The 17,350-nt window shown below is 56.4% G+C and carries 13 protein-coding genes and 2 pseudogenes; 4 read left to right on the top strand and 11 right to left on the bottom strand.

What is annotated here, in order from left to right; genetic code table 11:
• Positions 1–21: 21 nt before the first annotated feature.
• The 5 genes and pseudogenes from malZ to phoB all read right to left on the bottom strand — a co-directional run bounded on the left by malZ (position 22) and on the right by phoB (position 7,189).
• Positions 22–1,838, bottom strand: a pseudogene (gene malZ, locus ACMGGM_RS18085) (maltodextrin glucosidase).
• Between the two features lie 162 nt (positions 1,839–2,000).
• Positions 2,001–3,374 carry a proline-specific permease ProY gene (proY, locus tag ACMGGM_RS18080; protein ID WP_014882745.1) on the bottom strand — a complete coding sequence of 458 codons (1,374 nt, stop codon included), beginning with the start codon at positions 3,372–3,374 and terminating at the stop codon, positions 2,001–2,003.
• Positions 3,375–3,454: 80 nt separating this feature from the next.
• Complete coding sequence (gene brnQ / locus ACMGGM_RS18075; RefSeq protein ID WP_014882744.1) at positions 3,455–4,774, bottom strand: branched-chain amino acid transporter carrier protein BrnQ; 1,320 nt, start codon at positions 4,772–4,774, stop codon at positions 3,455–3,457.
• Positions 4,775–5,183: 409 nt separating this feature from the next.
• Positions 5,184–6,478, bottom strand: a pseudogene (phoR, locus tag ACMGGM_RS18070) (phosphate regulon sensor histidine kinase PhoR).
• A 21-nt stretch (positions 6,479–6,499) separates the two neighbouring features.
• Entirely contained in the window at positions 6,500–7,189 is a 690-nt protein-coding gene (phoB, locus tag ACMGGM_RS18065; RefSeq protein WP_008503265.1) for a phosphate response regulator transcription factor PhoB, read from the bottom strand.
• Between the two features lie 186 nt (positions 7,190–7,375).
• Here phoB and sbcD point away from each other — a divergent pair, with 186 nt between their 5' ends.
• Both sbcD and sbcC read left to right on the top strand, forming a co-directional pair.
• Positions 7,376–8,581 carry an exonuclease subunit SbcD gene (gene sbcD, locus ACMGGM_RS18060; protein ID WP_045134709.1) on the top strand — a complete coding sequence of 402 codons (1,206 nt, stop codon included), beginning with the start codon at positions 7,376–7,378 and terminating at the stop codon, positions 8,579–8,581.
• Positions 8,578–11,709, top strand: a complete 3,132-nt coding sequence (gene sbcC, locus ACMGGM_RS18055; RefSeq protein WP_063614019.1) for an exonuclease subunit SbcC — start codon at positions 8,578–8,580, stop codon at positions 11,707–11,709. Before sbcD ends, sbcC begins: the two co-directional genes overlap by 4 nt.
• Positions 11,710–11,807: 98 nt before the next feature.
• Here sbcC and mak read toward each other — a convergent pair whose 3' ends face one another.
• Positions 11,808–12,713 (bottom strand): fructokinase, encoded by a 906-nt coding sequence (gene mak, locus ACMGGM_RS18050; protein WP_014882740.1) that lies wholly within the window; start codon positions 12,711–12,713, stop codon positions 11,808–11,810.
• Between the two features lie 123 nt (positions 12,714–12,836).
• Here mak and rdgC point away from each other — a divergent pair, with 123 nt between their 5' ends.
• The gene (rdgC, locus tag ACMGGM_RS18045) at positions 12,837–13,751 is read left to right on the top strand and encodes a recombination-associated protein RdgC (protein WP_014882739.1); all 915 of its coding nucleotides are present in this window, start codon (positions 12,837–12,839) and stop codon (positions 13,749–13,751) included.
• Positions 13,752–13,798: 47 nt separating this feature from the next.
• On the opposite strand, the gene ppnP is transcribed toward rdgC, so the two are convergent.
• The 5 genes from ppnP to ACMGGM_RS18020 form a co-directional block, all read right to left on the bottom strand.
• Positions 13,799–14,086 carry a pyrimidine/purine nucleoside phosphorylase gene (gene ppnP / locus ACMGGM_RS18040; protein ID WP_014882738.1) on the bottom strand — a complete coding sequence of 96 codons (288 nt, stop codon included), beginning with the start codon at positions 14,084–14,086 and terminating at the stop codon, positions 13,799–13,801.
• 71 nt (positions 14,087–14,157) lie between these two features.
• Positions 14,158–14,835 carry an AroM family protein gene (locus ACMGGM_RS18035; protein WP_014882737.1) on the bottom strand — a complete coding sequence of 226 codons (678 nt, stop codon included), beginning with the start codon at positions 14,833–14,835 and terminating at the stop codon, positions 14,158–14,160.
• Between the two features lie 238 nt (positions 14,836–15,073).
• Positions 15,074–15,265: a protein YaiA gene (gene yaiA / locus ACMGGM_RS18030; protein ID WP_014882736.1), complete on the bottom strand. Its 192-nt coding sequence runs from the start codon at positions 15,263–15,265 to the stop codon at positions 15,074–15,076.
• 44 nt (positions 15,266–15,309) lie between these two features.
• On the bottom strand, positions 15,310–15,834 hold the full coding sequence (gene aroL / locus ACMGGM_RS18025) for a shikimate kinase AroL (protein ID WP_014882735.1): 525 nt from the start codon (positions 15,832–15,834) through the stop codon (positions 15,310–15,312).
• Positions 15,835–15,978: 144 nt separating this feature from the next.
• A complete protein-coding gene (locus tag ACMGGM_RS18020) occupies positions 15,979–16,437 on the bottom strand; it encodes a YaiI/YqxD family protein (RefSeq protein ID WP_014882734.1) in 459 nt (152 codons plus the stop codon).
• A 97-nt stretch (positions 16,438–16,534) separates the two neighbouring features.
• On the opposite strand from ACMGGM_RS18020, the gene proC reads away from it, so the two are divergent.
• Entirely contained in the window at positions 16,535–17,344 is an 810-nt protein-coding gene (proC, locus tag ACMGGM_RS18015; protein WP_014882733.1) for a pyrroline-5-carboxylate reductase, read from the top strand.
• Positions 17,345–17,350: the final 6 nt, after the last annotated feature.

The raw sequence follows: 17,350 nt of genomic DNA, 5'->3' as shown, positions 1-17,350 counted from the left end.
GTGGAAACATTTACCGTCGCGTTAGCTACCGACCCAGATCGTCGCGGATATCGCCGGCAGCGCCAGCACACCGTCCTGAATCGTCGCCTTGCCCTCTTTATTCTTCCACGTAGCCACCTTCAACAGCGGGGAATCATCCAGCACCACTTCACAAGCCTCGCCCCGGTTGATAGCCACCAGCACGCGCTGCTGGTTATAGACGCGGACAAAGACCACCACGTTATCATGGGCGTACACCACCTGGCAGCCGCCGTAGCGCAGGGCGAGGCTCTGTTTACGCAGCTTCGCCAGCCGCTGATAGAGGCTGAACAGCACCTTGTCCTGTTTTTCCGGCGCCCACGGGAAGGTTTTGCGACAGAACGGATCGTTGTTGCCGTCCAGTCCCACTTCATCTCCGTAGTAGATACACGGTACGCCCGGCCAGGTGAAGAGCCAGGTGACCGCCAGCGGCAGACGCGCCACATCCTTGCCGAGCAGGGATTTAAAGCGTGCGGTATCGTGACTATCAAGCTGGTTAAACATCCTCAGCTGCTGCTGATGAGACAGCCCGGCGCGGTAGTTATCCATCCACGCTGCGCAGGTTTCGGCGTCAATGTGGTTCGGATCGTAGGAGATATCAGTATTCGCCAGGAAACCCCATAGCGGGAAGGTAAAACCGCGATAGTTCATCGCCGCATCTTCGGCATCGTTTTGCAGCCACTGCCGCGCGTCGCCAAAGTGTTCGCCAAATACGAACGCTTCAGGCCGGGCCGCTTTTGCCGAGCGCGTGATCCCACCGACGTGCTGCAGGTTATTTCGCGCCCCTCCCGCTTCACCCAGCATATGTACGACGTCCAGACGCCAGCCGTCCATATTCCACGGGGCGTTCAGCCAGTGGCGGACGATGCTGTCTTCGCCGCCGTAAATCTCATTAACCAGCGTTGATGACTGGAAATCCAGCTTCGGCAGACTGGGGTAGCCCAGCCAGTCCAGGGCACGCCCCTCCTCATTAAAGCTGTACCAGTCACGCTGCGGCGAGTCCGGGTTATGACATGCTCCGCCCATCGACTGGTTATGACGGTCAAACCAGGCGTGCGAATCTCCGCTGTGGTTAAACACGCCGTCCAGAATCAGGCGCATGCCTTCCTTAAGGGTGTTCTCTCGCAGGCGCAGCAGTGCCTCGTCCCCGCCAAACTGCGCGTCAACGTGGCGATAATCCTGTGTATCGTATTTATGTACGCTCGGGGCTTTAAACACCGGGTTGAGGTACAGCGCCGTCACGCCCAGTTTTTTCAGGTACGGCAGCTTTTCGCTGATGCCGTCGAGATCGCCGCCGTAAAACGTCGAGCCGCCCGCCTGCGCCGTCACCGGCTCATCCCATTTTTTCAGGATAATGTCGTGGCCCGCCGCGTGGTGGTGATAGACCTTATCCTGGTCGGCAGTGCGTTTTTCGCTACGCGCAAAGCGGTCCGGGAAAATCTGGTAAAAGACCTGATCGTTAACCCACTGCGGTCCGCTATCCGGATAATCAACGGCAAACTGTTCCAGCCGTGCGGGCGGAACCGGCTAAACCCCTGCGGGGTAAACCACAGCTGACGATGGTTCCACAGCAGCTTGAAGCTATAACGGCGGCGCGGCTGTCCGCTACGCAAATCGATATTCGCCCGCCAGGCGGTGATCCCCGGCTGCGGCTGGCTGCGCAGCTTGTGCATTTTCAGCCCGGTCTCTTCATTATCAATTTCGGCGCGGAGCGTCACGCGTTCAGGCTGATTTTCCCCCGCCAGCCAGAGCGTAATCACAAGGTTGTCTTTGTTTTGCTTAACAAATGGGGCAACCGGAAGGTGCCAGGCATTTAACATCACGAATCCCCTTTGATGAAATTGACGTCACCTTGCCACAGGGTGGTTAAGGATAGCTCACCATGACGTGATTTATTGGGGGAGGAGGACGGGGGAGGAGGGATCAGTGCGGCCTGATGCCCTCACCCTAACCCTCTCCCACAGGGAGAGGGAATAAAAAAATTACTGCGCTTCTGCCAGTTGGCGATCGCGGCGGCATTTAAACACCCAGCCAACCAGCAGCAGGACGATCCACGCACAGCCCACGTAGAGGGAAATACGGGTATCCGGATGGTAGCCAATCAGGCCAATGATAAACACCAGGAAGATCAGCCCGACGACGGTTGTTGCAACGCCACCCGGGACTTTAAACTTCAGCGCTTTCGCCTCTTCCGGCGACAGTCGACGGCGGAACGCAATCTGCGACAGCAGGATCATGATCCACACCCACACGGTCGCGAAGGTCGCCAGCGACGCAATCACCAGGAAGACGTTCTCCGGCATGATGTAGTTCAGGTAAACCGAGAACAGCAGCGCAACGGTCATGACCACCACCGTCACCCACGGCGTGCCGCGGCGGGAGGTTTTAGCGAACACCTTCGGCGCACTGCCCTGCTCCGCCATGCCGTGTAGCATACGGCCTACGCCAAAGACGTCACTGTTGATCGCGGAAAGCGACGCGGTCAGCACCACGAAGTTCAGAATGCTGGCAGCAAACGCAATGCCCATATGCTGGAAGGTCAGCACAAACGGGCTACCGTTGGTACCGACCTGGTTCCATGGGTAGATGGACATAATCACGAACAGCGTGCCCACATAGAACACCAGAATACGCATCGGCACGGAGTTGATGGCACGTGGAATGGATTTCTCAGGGTCTTTCGCTTCCCCGGCGGTGATACCAATAATTTCAATACCGCCGTAGGCGAACATCACCATCTGCAGCGACATCACCATCCCGAGCCAGCCGTTGCTGAAGAAGCCCCCGTTGCTCCAGAGGTTATGGATCCCGGTCGGCTGACCGCCGTTGCCAATCCCCCAGAGGATGATGCCAAAACCGGCCACAATCATGATGATAATGGTGGCGACCTTGAAGAAGGAGAACCAGAACTCAAGTTCGCCGAACACCTTCACGCTCATCAGGTTGACGGCGCAGATGAGCAGCACCACGCTCAGCACCCAGATCCAGTGCGGCACCGTCGGGAACCAGACGCCCATATAGATACCAAACGCCGTCACATCGGCAATGGCCACAATCAAAATTTCAAAGCAGTAGGTCCAGCCAGTGATAAACCCGGCCAGCGGTCCGAGGTTTTCCTGCGCATAGCGCGAGAACGAACTGGCAGAAGGATTGTGAACCGACATCTCTCCGAGGGCGCGCATGATGATATACGCCGCCACGCCGCCAATGATGTAGGCCAGCAGAACGCTTGGACCGGCCATTTTGATGGCATCTGCCGAGCCATAAAAAAGACCGGTACCAATCGCAGAGCCCAGCGCCATAAAGCGGATGTGGCGTGTGCTGAGACCACGTTTAAGTTTGTTAGTGCTTTCCATTAAAATCTTGCCATTCAACACGAAAAAACAAAAAACCACGGGGCCTTAAGCCCCGTGGTTAAACAGTTTGTTGCCGTTGATTAATGGGCGTTAGATGCAACCTGGCGCCCTGCAGCACGGTCCCAGATAATCGCCAGAACCAGTGCAACAACGGTAGGCATCAGCCAGGCCAGGCCCTGCTCGGACAGCGGCAGACGCTGTGTCCAGGCGGGCAGAATCGCGGCGAACGCTGATGCTTTAATCCCGTCAAGGATACCAAAAATCAGGCTGATAAACATGGCTGGCGCAATAATTCGTGAGGAGTTATTCCACCACGGACGGGTGAAGCTCAGCACCACCAGCACGATGCACGGCGGATAGATGGCCGTCAGCACCGGAATAGAGACCTGAATCAGGTGGCTCAGACCGAGGTTGGACACCGCCATGGAGAAGATACCGAGGATAAACACCAGGGTGCGGTAAGAGAGCGGCAGATACTGCGCAAAGAACTCAGCACAGGCGCAGGTCAGGCCCACTGCGGTCACCAGACACGCCAGGAAAATCAGCGCCGCCAGCAGCATACTGCCCGCACCACCGAAGGTGTGCTGGACGTAAGCGTGCAGAATAGCCGCACCGTTCGCGTTCTGATCAACCAGCATGGCGCTATCAGAGCCCAGGCGGAACAGCGCCAGATACAGCAGCGTCAGACCCACACCAGCCATCAGGCCAGCCCAGATGGTATAGCGGGTCAGCAGACGCGCTTCGGTCACACCGCGGGAACGCGCGGCGTTAACGATAACAATACCAAACACCATTGCGCCCAGCGTATCCATCGTCAGGTAGCCGTTCACAAAACCGTTAGAGAACGCGGCGTTTTTATAGGCGTCCATTGCGTCGCTGATCGGGCCTGCTGGCCAGATGATAGCGGCCACGGCGAGAACGATCAGGGCGATGATTTTCAGCGGCGCCAGGAAGTTACCCACGGTATCCAGCAGTTTGCCCGGATAGAGGGAGACCAGAATGACAATCGCGAAGTAGACCAGGCTGTAGATAAACAGCGGCATCGGGCCGTCGCCGGTCAGCGGAGCAATCCCCACTTCAAAGGAAACGGTCGCCGTGCGCGGGGTGGCAAACAGCGGGCCCACGGCCAGATAGCAGACGGTGGCCAGCAGAACACCTGCGACTTTGCCAATCGGCGTGCTGAGGCTGTCCACGCCGCCACCGACTTTCGCCAGCGCGACGACGGTCAGTACCGGTAGACCCACGGCAGTAATCAGGAAACCAAACGCAGCGGTCCAGACGTGTTCACCCGCCTGTAAGCCAACCATTGGAGGGAAAATAATGTTGCCTGCGCCAACGAACAGCGCAAATGTCATAAAGCCCAGCGCGATGATGTCACGCGATTTTAAGTGATGGGTCATAAAACCTTACTGCCTGTGGATGTGGTGTTGAAAACATTGAGATTTTCGTTTTCCCTGACGGGACGATACAGCCGAAAAATTGCTCAATTTCAGCGGGAAATGCTCCCGTCCTGGCGTGGAGAAGAATAGTTTTTCGATTTACCACGCAAATACAGTCGGTCTGACAGTATCTGGGGGGCAATTTAAACGCTTATAACGTTTAAAGGCAAGGTGGGATCTCAAAACCAGAACAATATGCCATCATGAAAATACACGCCAGCACAATACGCTATTTACAGGAAAAACTCATGGCTAATCATGCGAACAAAAAACACCCAGCCGTATATTATTCATCCGCGTTTCGCTTGACTGCAAAGCAAACGGGCCAGCAGACGCTGACCCGTGGAAAGGGAAAATGACACACCTGCCCTCAGGCGGTCTTTTTGGCAATTAATCGTTCCGGAATAACGAAACTGAAGCGGGTTCCTTTCCCCAGCGTACTCTGAATATCAAGTCGGCTTTCGTGGTGATTTACCGCGTGCTTCACAATCGCCAGCCCAAGGCCGCTCCCCCTGTTTGCCGCGACCGCGCTTTATCCACGCGGTAGAAGCGTTCGGTCAGACGCGGGATATGCTCCGGTGCGATCCCCGGCCCGTTATCTTCCACGCTAAACTCGGCGCCCGTAGGGGTACGGTTCCAGCGCACCATAATATCCGTCCCTTCCGGCGTATGGTTCACTGCGTTGTACACCAGGTTGGATATGGCGCTACGAAGCTCATCCTCACTGCCCAGCACCTTTAGCGTGCTGTCGACCTCAAAGGTCAGGTGATGCTTTTTGTGGCTTAACGTCTGCGCTTCACGCTCCACAACCCGCAGCATCATCGGCACATCTATCGTGTCATTCAGCGCAAGCGTAGGCGCCGCTTCAATCTTCGAGAGCGTCAGCAGCTGCTTCACCAGCCCTTCCATGCGATGCGTTTGCTCGCGCATGGTATGCAGCGCTTTTTCACGCGGCGCACCTTCCAGCGTTTGCTCCTGCATCATCTCCAGATAGCCCTGAAGCACGGTCAACGGAGTACGCAGTTCGTGGCTGACGTTCGCAAAGAAATTACGGCGCGCGCCCTCAAGCTGGTGCATTTGGGTAACATCGCGCGCCACCATCAGCCACTGCTTATCGCTGTAAGGCATCACGCGGATTTCCAGATGGCGACCATTATTGAGCTTCAGATTGTGCGGGCGGGTAAAATCACGCTTTTTCAGATACAGCGTGAATTCGGGATAGCGTAAAAGGTTAAGGATGTTCTGACCGTTATCGTCCGGCCAGCGAAGGCCCAGCAGCTGTTGCGCCAGGCCGTTACACCAGAAGATGGTGCCTTCTTCAGTGGTCAGGATGACCGCATCCGGCAACGACTCCGCCCCGCTGCGAAAACGCTTAATCAGGCTTCCCAGCTCGCGACGGCGCTTTTTATTACGCATCTGCATCTGGTGCAGGCCGTACAGCAGGGGCTCCCAGCTGCCGCTGCCCGGCGGTGGGGTCATACTGCGGTCAACCCACAGCCACCAGGAGAGGCGCAGCAGGTTCCAGAAATGCCAGATCAGCAGCCCGGTGACCGACGCCAGCAGAAACCACGGCAGATGTCCGAGAAAGGCCCCAAGAATGAAGGCAGGAATACAGCATAAGATCAGTTCAAAGACGAGCCTTTTCCATGACAGACGTTCCAGCACGCGTCACACTCCTGTCATTGTTCAGAAACGGGTCGAAAAACGATAACCCGTGCCGCGGACCGTCTGTACCATGCGATCGTGGCCGCTCAGTTCCAGCGCTTTTCGCAGGCGGCGAATATGTACGTCAACCGTCCGGTCTTCGACATACACGTTAGTTCCCCAGACGTTATTCAGCAACTGCTCGCGGCTGTATACGCGTTCCGGGTGAGTCATAAAGAAGTGCAGGAGTTTAAATTCGGTAGGGCCCATATCGAGGGGGTTTTCGCCGGTCATCACGCGGTGCGAGGTAGGGTCAAGGCTGAGTCCCTGCATCTCTATCACCTCTTCCACCGCCATCGGTGAAATACGGCGCATCACGGCTTTAATGCGGGCGACCAGCTCTTTTGGGGAGAACGGTTTAGTGATGTAATCGTCCGCGCCGGTTTCTAGTCCGCGCACGCGATCCTCTTCCTCTCCGCGCGCCGTGAGCATGACAACCGGGATGTCGCGGGTCAGTGCCTCACGCTTCAGGTGTTTGATAAACTGCAGTCCGGAGCCGCCAGGCAACATCCAGTCCAGCAGAATCAGATCGGGCCAGGGTTCATTCAGCTGGTTCACTGCGCTGTCATAATCTTCCGCTTCAACCGGCTGGAAGCCATTTTGCTCGAGCACGAAGCACACCATTTCACGAATTGGAGCTTCATCTTCTACGACCAGAATACGTCTCGCCATACTTTGCCCTGTCTTATCTTATTAAGTTACACGTTTGTAATTCGGCGCCATTATGCGTCAGATTTATGACAGATTTATGAAAAACATTACCACGGTAGCGGGCAAACCGTTGTTTTATTACAGCGGTTATTTTCCCTTCTCTGAACGTTTATAATCCTGCTTTCTCATTTTTGCCACGGAACCGCTATGCGCATACTTCACACCTCGGACTGGCATCTCGGTCAAAATTTTTACAGCAAAAGCCGTGCGGCTGAACATGAAGCGTTCCTGAACTGGCTGCTGGAGACGGCGCAGGCCCACGAGGTCGATGCGATTATTGTCGCGGGTGACATCTTTGATACGGGGTCGCCCCCCAGCTATGCGCGCGAGCTGTATAACCGCTTCGTGGTGAATTTGCAGCAGACCTGCTGTCATCTGGTGATAGTCGCCGGTAACCATGACTCCGTGGCAACGCTCAATGAATCCCGTGACATTCTGGCGTTTCTCAATACTACCGTCGTCGCCAGCGCCGGGCATGCCCCGCAGATCCTGAAAAAACGCGACGGTACGCCGGGGGCAGTGCTGTGCCCGATCCCCTTTTTACGCCCGCGCGATATCGTACAAAGTCAGGCGGGACTGTCGGGCACGGAAAAGCAGCAACATTTATTACAGGCCATCACCGACTATTATCACCAGCAGCACGCGGATGCCTGCAACCTGCGTGGCGAACAGCCGATACCGGTGATTGCGACCGGGCATCTCACCACCGTTGGGGCCAGTAAAAGTGACGCCGTGCGTGACATCTATATCGGCACGCTGGACGCCTTTCCGGCGCAGAACTTCCCGCCTGCGGACTACATTGCGCTCGGGCATATTCACCGCGCCCAGGTTATCGGCGGCTGCGAGCATATTCGCTACTGCGGATCCCCTATTTCGCTCAGTTTCGATGAAACCGGCAAAGCCAAATCCGTGCATCTGGTGAGCTTCAGCGAGGGCAAACTCAGTGCCGTCGAGACGCTGGAGGTGCCGGTCACCCAGCCGCTGGCGGTGCTGAAAGGCGATCTGGAGGCCATCACCGCTCAGCTTGAACAGTGGCGCGGCACCGCGCTTAATCCCCCCGTCTGGCTGGATATCGAAATCACTACGGATGACTACCTGCATGATATGCAGCGAAAAATCCAGGCGCTGACGGAAGACTTGCCGGTAGAGGTCTTACTGGTGCGCCGCAGCCGCGAGCAGCGCGAGAAAATTCTGTTAAGCGCCCAGCGGGAAACGCTCAGCGAGTTGCGGGTAGAAGAGGTGTTTGAGCGCAGGCTCTTGCAGGAGGATATTGACGACGCGAAGCGCGAAAGACTCAGCGAACTGTTCACCCATACCCTGCATGCCCTCAATGACGAGGAAGAAAACGCATGAAAATTCTAAGCCTGCGTCTGAAAAATCTCAACTCCCTCAAGGGCGAGTGGAAAATTGACTTTACCGCTGAACCCTTTGCCAGCAACGGGCTGTTTGCCATTACCGGCGCCACAGGCGCAGGTAAAACCACCCTGCTCGACGCCATCTGTCTGGCGCTTTATCACGAAACGCCGCGCCTGAGTAAGGTTTCCCAGGCACAAAACGACCTGATGACGCGAGATACCGCCGAGTGTCTGGCGGAAGTGGAGTTTGAGGTAAAAGGCATCGCCTACCGCGCATTCTGGAGCCAGAACCGGGCACGCAACCAGCCGGACGGCAACCTGCAGGCGCCGCGCGTGGAGCTGGCCCGCTGCGAAGATGGCAAAATCCTCGCCGATAAAGTCACGGACAAGCTGGAGCAAACCGCCGCACTCACCGGTCTGGACTATGGCCGCTTTACCCGTTCAATGTTGCTCTCACAGGGGCAATTTGCCGCCTTCCTGAATGCCAAACCGAGCGATCGCGCAGAGCTGCTGGAAGAGCTGACCGGCACCGAAATCTACGGCCAGATTTCCGCCATGGTGTTTGAAAAACACAAAGCCGCCCGCAGCCTGCTGGAAAAGTGCGAGGCGCAGGCAGCGGGCGTCGTGCTGCTGAGTGAAGAACAGCAGCAGCAATTACAGCAAAGTTTGCAGGCACTTACTGACGAAGAGAAAACGTTGCTGGCACAGCAGCAAAACCAGCAGAAACATTTTCAGTGGCTTACCCGTCATGATGAGCTTGTGCGCGAGCAACAACGCATCACCGCATTGCAGCAGCAGGCACAACAGGCTCTGACGGACGCTGCGCCTGAGCTGGCAAAGCTCCAGCTTGCGCAGCCCGCCGCCCAGCTTCGTCCGCTCTGGGCGCACCAGCAGGAGCAAACCGCGCGTCTGACGCAAACCCAGCAGCGAATTATTGAAGTAAATACTCGCTTACAAGCCAAAACCGCGCTGCGCGCGCGGATCCGTAATAGTGCCCTGCGTACCCACGCCGAGCTTCATACTGAACTGACGGCGCTGGCGCAGTGGCTGGCGGAGCACGAGCGTTATCGCCTGCTGGGTCAGGAGATTGCCGGATGGCGCGCGCTCTTCTCACAGCTTAACCGCGATAAAAACCAGTTGGCCACGCACGCTGCGCGGATGACTGAGTTACGTAACAAGCTGACTGACATGCCGGAAAATACGCTCACGCTGACGGCGGATGAGGTCAACGTGGCAATGGAGCAGCAGTCCCGGTCACGCACGCAGCGCCAGCGGCTGACGTCGCTACATGCTCGCTATCAGCCGCTGCAAAAGCGCCTGCGCCAGAGCAATGAAAGCGTACAGAAAGCCCAGGCGGAGCAGAGCAAACTTAATGAAACGTTGACGCTGCGCCGCCAGCAGTACAAAGAGAAACACCAGCACTATCTGGATCTGAAGGCCCTGTGCGAGCGTGAAGCGACAATTAAAGATCTGGAAAGCTATCGTTCACAGCTTGAGGCAGGCAAACCTTGTCCCCTGTGCGGTTCCTGCGAGCATCCCGCCGTTGAGCAATATCAATCGCTTGAGCTGACGGATAACCAGCGCCGCCGTGATGCGCTGGAAAAAGAGGTGGCCGCGCTAAAAGAAGAAGGCCTGCTGGTGCTGGGGCAGGTTAATGCTCTGGCTCAGCAGATTCAGCGCGAGACGGGCGACGTGCAGACCCTGTCTGAGGAAGAGCAAGCACTCACTAAAGAGTGGCTTGAGATCTGCGCGTCCCTGAATATCACATTGAATATTCAGGAAGATATCGCGCCATGGATAAACGAGCAGGAACACTATGAGCGCCAGCTTTATCAGCTCAGCCAGCGTCTTACCCTGCAAAACCAGCTGAACGAACAGGAAGCGCAGGCGCGCCAGTATCAGCAGCAGCTGACGGCGACACGCCAGACGCTGGAACACACCCTGCTCACGCTGTCGCTTAGCGTTCCCGAAGAGGGGAACGAAGCCGCCTGGCTGCGCGCCCGCGAAGGAGAATTCGCGCAGTGGCAGGAAAAACAAACGCAGCACGGCGTGCTTGTGGAACGCAGCAACGCTCTGAAGCCGTTGCTCGACACACTTCCGGCAACCCACACCGAAGAGACCGAACCGGCCATTCCTGATGGCTGGCGCGCCATTCACGATGAATGCGTATCGCTGCAAAGCCAGCTTACCGCCCAGCAGCAACAGGAGGCGCTGGAGCAAGAGCGCCTGCAACAGTCGCAGACCCAATTCTCCGCGGCGCTCTCTGCCAGCTGTTTTGCCGACAGGGAGGCGTTCATTGCCGCTCTGCTGGATGATGACATCCTCCGTGGCCTCGAACAGCTGAAGCAGTCGCTGGAAAACCAGATACAGCAGGCCACGGCGCTATCCGGCCAGGCGAACCAGCAGCTACAGGCGCATGTTGCGCTGCGCCCGGAAGGTCTCGAGGCCGATGCATCCACTTTGCAAATCCAGCTGCAGCAGCTGGCGCAACAGCTTCGCGAGAACACCACGCATCAGGGCGAGATCCGCCAGCAGCTCAAGCAGGACAGCGACAACCGTCAGCATCAGCTGACGTTGATGCAGCAAATTGAAGAGGCCGCGCGTCAGGCCGACGACTGGGGCTATCTGAACGCGCTGATCGGCTCCAGTACCGGCGATAAGTTCCGTAAGTTCGCTCAGGGGCTGACGCTGGATAATCTCGTCTGGCTTGCTAACCAGCAGCTAAATCGCCTGCACGGGCGTTATCTGCTGCAGCGCAAAGCCAGCGATGCGCTGGAGCTGGAAGTGGTCGACACCTGGCAGGCAGATGCCGTACGCGATACACGCACGCTCTCTGGCGGCGAGAGCTTCCTGGTCAGCCTGGCGCTGGCGCTGGCGCTTTCCGATCTGGTGAGCCACAAAACGCGAATCGATTCGCTGTTCCTGGATGAAGGATTCGGCACCCTCGACAGTGAAACGCTGGATATCGCACTGGATGCGCTCGACGCGCTGAACGCTACCGGGAAAACCATCGGCGTCATTAGCCACGTCGAGGCGATGAAAGAGCGCATACCGGTGCAGATTAAGGTGAAGAAGATTAATGGGCTGGGGTATAGCAGGCTGGACAGGGAGTTTGCGGTGGGGTGAATAAAGGGTCGCTGCGGTCTGGTGCCCTCACCCTGGCCCTCTCCCACAGGGAGAGGGTACAAACATCAAAAACAGCAACTTGCGTTGCTGTTTTGCTTTTATTCCGGCCACAGCCACGCCGCGCCGCGCACGCCGCTGGAGTCGCCGTGGACGGCTTTGCGGATCGGGGTTTCACACTCGCCGCCGAAAACCCATTGCTTCACAAGATTTGGCACCGTGGCGTACAAGCGGTCAACGTTGCTCATCCCGCCCCCCAGCACAATCACGTCCGGATCGAGAATATTCACGACGTGCGCCAGCGATTTTGCCAGACGCATTTCGTAACGGCTCAGGGCCAGTTCAGCCACCGGATCCTGTTCTTCAACCAGACGCATGATTTCATTACCCTTGAGCGGTCGACCGCTCAGGCGGTGGTAATCGGTCGCAAAACCGGTGCCGGAGATAAACGTCTCAATACAGCCCTGCTTGCCGCAGTAACACGGCACGTCGGCGCGGTATTTGAGTTCATCTTCATCCATCCACGGCAGCGGATTGTGCCCCCACTCGCCCGCCGTGCCGTTGCCACCGATGTGCGAACGCCCCCCAAACGCCACGCCCGCACCGCAGCCGGTCCCGATAATCACCGCAAAAACGGTCTGCGCCCCTGCGGCGGCGCCATCAACGGCTTCGGAGACCGCCAGGCAGTTGGCGTCATTGGCCAGACGCACTTCCCGGTTCAGACGCGCGCTTAAATCTTTATCAAACGGCTGACCGTTCAGCCAGGTGGAGTTAGCATTTTTAACCACGCCGGTATAAGGGGAGATTGACCCCGGGATACCCATCCCGACGGTACCGCTTTGCCCTGTCGCCTGCTCGGCCATATCGACCAGCCGGGCAATCGTCTCGATGGTCTGGTGGTAATCATCGCGCGGCGTAGGCAGACGGTGGCGGAACAGCTGTTCCCCCTGCTCGCTCAGTGCAATGACTTCTGTTTTGGTGCCGCCCAAATCAATCCCAATACGCACAAGACTCTCCTCATTCTTTTGATTATCAACAGAGTAGAAGCACGCTTCCCGATTAGCAATGCAAGCGATGCGACAATTCGTTATCATGCCCGCTGATTTAACGACAAGGCCGTGGAAATTATCATGCTGTGGTTCAAAAATTTGATGGTTTACCGTCTCAGCCGCGACGTTTCGCTGCGTGCAGAAGAGATGGAAAAACAGTTAGCCGCTTATAGCTTTTCCCCTTGCGGTAGCCAGGATATGGCAAAAACCGGTTGGGTTCCGCCAATGGGTTCACAAAGCGATGCCCTGACCCACGCCAGCAGCACGGGACAAATCATCGTTTGCGCTCGCAAAGAAGAGAAAATTCTGCCCACGCCGGTGGTGAAGCAAGCGCTTGAAGCAAAAATCTTCAAGCTGGAAGCCGAGCAGGGCCGCAAGCTGAAAAAAACCGAAAAAGATTCGCTGAAAGATGAAGTCCTGCACTCTCTGCTGCCGCGCGCTTTTAGCCGCTTTAGCCAGACGATGATGTGGATCGATACCGTTAACGGGCTGATCATGGTCGACTGCGCCAGCGCCAAAAAAGCAGAAGATACCCTGGCCCTGCTGCGTAAAAGTATCGGTTCTTTACCGGTCGTTCCGCTGGCACTGGAAACGCCGATTGAGCTGACCCTGACAGAATGGGTTCGCAGTGGTACTGCGGCGCAAGGTTTCCAGATTCTGGATGAAGCCGAGCTGAAAGCCCTGCTGGAAGATGGCGGCGTGATCCGCGCCAAAAAGCAGGATCTGGTGAGTGACGAAATCGCGGTACACATCGAAGCCGGGAAAGTCGTTACCAAACTGGCGCTCGACTGGCAGCAGCGCATTCAGTTCGTGATGTGTGATGACGGCTCCGTGAAGCGTCTGAAGTTCTGTGATGAGCTGCGCGATCAAAACGAAGATATTGACCGGGAAGATTACGCCCAGCGTTTTGATGCGGACTTTATCCTGATGACCGGTGAGCTGGCGGCGTTAATTCAGAATCTGGTGGAAGGCCTCGGCGGCGAAGCGCAGAGATAACAGGCAAAACACAGGCCGGGTAAGCGTTAGCGTCACCCGGCTTTTTTTTATTTCAAATAGCGGCACAGATAAGAGGTCGGTTCAGCAACCTGCAAATGAAATTCGCTGTGGCCAGGAACGTTGAAGGCTTCCCCGGCAGCGTAAACTTTCCATTCCGTTTCACCCGGCAGTAAGACGTTCAGCGCGCCGCTGACTACCGTCATCTCTTCCGCTTCGGCCGTGCCAAAGGTGTATTCCCCTTCAGCCATGACGCCCACACTGGCGCGGCCCGTGCTGCTGCTGGTAAAACCAATGGATTTCACTTTACCGGAAAAGTATTCGTTACTTTGAAGCATGAACTGGCCCTTATATTCAGAGATAAAAATTCACTATAGGGGCCATGCTCATTGCCTGTCACGCAAAATCATTACATCAGGAGTTCGGAAGCCAGGCGCGCCATCAGAACATTTGATAACAGCACCGGCACGTCCAGCGCCTTTTGCAATAAATCACGGTGATGCTGATGGAAACCGAGGCAGTCCAGTATCAACACATCCGCCCCTTTCTCCAGTAGCGCCTTCCCGGCAGCGATCAGTTTGGCCTCGCTGTCCCAGAAGGGATTTGCCAGGGCATACAGAGGCGTTTTTTCAAGCACGTGCCATTTTGCTTCCTGGTTGTTCATGAGCTCTTCCATCGGCACAATCACCCCCACCTGATGCCCGTCAACAATAGAGGCCACCAACGGCGGAATGATGCGCATTGGCTCAAGCAAAATCGCATTGCGCGCCACCAGTCCCTTAATGGGGGCGGTACTCATCAGCAAAATAACGTCATAATCTTGATTATCGAGCACTTCTATCACTGCCTGCAGCGAACGCTCAATTTTCTGTCGTGAAACATGCGCCAGTTTACCGTCGCTTAATAACGTCGCCAGGGGCTCCTCCCCCGCCTCAACAGCGTAGTCCTCCATGACCTCTTCCCGGCTCATCTTACCAAGCAGGCTGAGATGCGTGATCTGCTGTTCAGAGACATGCTCGGTTAAAAGCGGTAACACTTCGCTTACAGGGACCACACCAATAGTGAGGATCGCCAACGTTGCCTTCATCGTCTTCGCCTTCCATTACTACAAAATCTTATTACACAGGTACAGGCTCACTACGCTGCACAGTTCGTTTTTTCAACAAAACAGCACCAAGCGTAGCAGGTGATCTGCATCGCGAAATGTAAAGATCACCTGCGGGTAACGGAGTCACCTGTAATAACTAAATATTAACTCCTGCTTAACATTGGCGATGAGTAAAAAGTGTGATTCAGGCACGGTATTGGAGCGTTTAGGAAAACATCTATGACTTTTCGGGATCTTCGTAGCGCCGTTTGGCATCCAGGGCTTCCTGTTCAGTCTCATGTTCACTGATCAGCGAGTCCGGTTTGGGGTGATCGGCACGCAGCTGATACCAGGTCACGGTTTGATCGCCTGTGCCTTTTTCAACGGTAACGATACGTGCTTCGCGCGGATAGGGAGGTCTGGTTGGCATAGCTCATCCTTTTTTTATGTCTGAGCTATCAGTATAGACGGCGGTTAGCTGGCACAAGCCAAACGCAGGGCGGTAATAATCTGAATCACCACCTCTTCCGGTGCCGCAGAAGCATCCACAACGTGGTGCGCCGCTTCACGGTACAGGGCATCACGCTCGGCCAGGACTTCGCTCACCTCTTCGCTGAGCGGTCTGGAGGTCAGCGCCGGACGTTGTCCCTCCTCCGGAAAGGCCTCAAGGCGCCCCACGAGAGCCGAAACCGGCGCGCAGAGATAGATCACAATGCCCTTTTCACGCATAAAATGCCGGTTACACTCGGCGAGAACAATCCCCCCTCCTGTCGCAATCACGGCTGACGGCGTGGTGACCGCTTTCAGCGCGGCCGTTTCGCGTGCGCGAAAGCTCTCCCATCCCTCTTGCTCAACAATGTCCGCGATGGTTCTGCCGGCCTCGGTTTGCAGCCAGTGGTCGGTATCAACAAACTGACGATGACATGCGCGTGCCAGTTCCAGGCCAACGGTGGTTTTCCCACAGCCGCGGGGGCCAACTAAAAAGATGGGTTGGGTCATAGCCAGGTGTTCCCCTTGATGCCGGATGGCTGAAGAGTGTAAAGAAATCATTGCAGAAGATGTGTAGAATACTTTACTGCAAAGCGGTACGGGATGACAACCCTGCGGAAGCCACACTGTACCACAAAGTGACAATAATTATCATTACGCTGTGCGACGCTTCACTTCCAGCAGCCATTTATCCAGTTCGGCAGCAAACTGCTGGCGATCGCGCTGGGACAGGCTGTCCGGCCCTCCGGTCTGCACGCCGCTGGCCCGCATGGTATCCATAAAATCACGCATAGTGAGTTTTTCCCGGATGGTTGAAGGCGAATAACGTTCACCGCGCGGGTTGAGCGCCGCTGCGCCTTTCTCCAGCACTTCCGCCGCCAGTGGAATATCAGCGGTAATGACCAGATCCTCCGGGCTGCACAGACGAACAATTTCATTATCCGCCACGTCGAACCCGGCCGGGACGCGCAAGGAACGGATAAAGCGCGAAGGCGGAACGCGGATATTCTGGTTCGCCACCAGCGTCAGTGGCATCTGAACGCGCTCGGCGGCGCGGAATAAAATCTCTTTAATCACATTCGGACACGCGTCCGCATCAACCCAAATCGCCATATTGTCTCCCCATAATGTCTCTGCCGACTATTGTCGCCTGCATTTCGTTGTTAAGCTATCAATCAGAGAAAACAACGCATAATGACGGAGAATCGTGATGGATAAGAAAATCGGGTTTATCGGCTGCGGTAACATGGGCAAAGCCATCCTGGGCGGCCTGATCGCCAGCGGGCAGGTTCTGCCCGGTCAGATTTGGGTCTATACCCCGTCACCGGACAACGTCGCCGCATTGCGCGATCAATACGGGATCAACGCCGCCGAAAGCGCGCAGGAAGTCGCCCAGGTCGCCGATATCGTCTTTGGCGCCGTTAAGCCGAACATCATGATCAAAGTGTTGAGCGACATCACCTCCAGTCTGAATAAAGAGACGCTGGTCGTGTCGATTGCCGCGGGCGTGACGCTCGATCAACTGGCCCGCGCGCTCGGTCATGACCGTAAAATCGTCCGCGCGATGCCCAATACTCCCTCACTGGTTAATGCCGGTATGACCTCCGTCACCCCTAACGCGCTGGTGACCTCAGAAGAGGTGGCTGATGTGCTGAACATTTTCCGCTGCTTCGGTGAGGCGGAAGTGATTGCGGAATCCATGATCCATCCTGTTGTCGGCGTCAGCGGCTCTGCACCTGCATACGTGTTCATGTTTTTAGAAGCCATGGCCGACGCCGCCGTGCTTGGCGGCATGCCGCGTGCGCAGGCGTATAAATTCGCCGCGCAGGCGGTGATGGGTTCCGCCAAAATGGTGCTGGAGACCGGTAAACATCCGGGCGAACTGAAGGACATGGTCTGCTCGCCTGGCGGCACGACCATCGAAGCGGTACGAGTGTTGGAAGAACGTGGATTCCGCTCTGCCGTCATCGAGGCGATGGCAAAATGCATGGAAAAATCAGAGAAGCTGAGTAAATCCTGATTTCTG

The sequence above is a fragment of the Enterobacter sp. BNK-14 genome, assembly GCF_047456095.1.
GTDB lineage: Bacteria > Pseudomonadota > Gammaproteobacteria > Enterobacterales > Enterobacteriaceae > Enterobacter > Enterobacter kobei.
The sequence above is the reverse complement of the archived record's forward strand: the minus strand, read 5'-3'. Positions and strand labels throughout refer to the sequence as shown.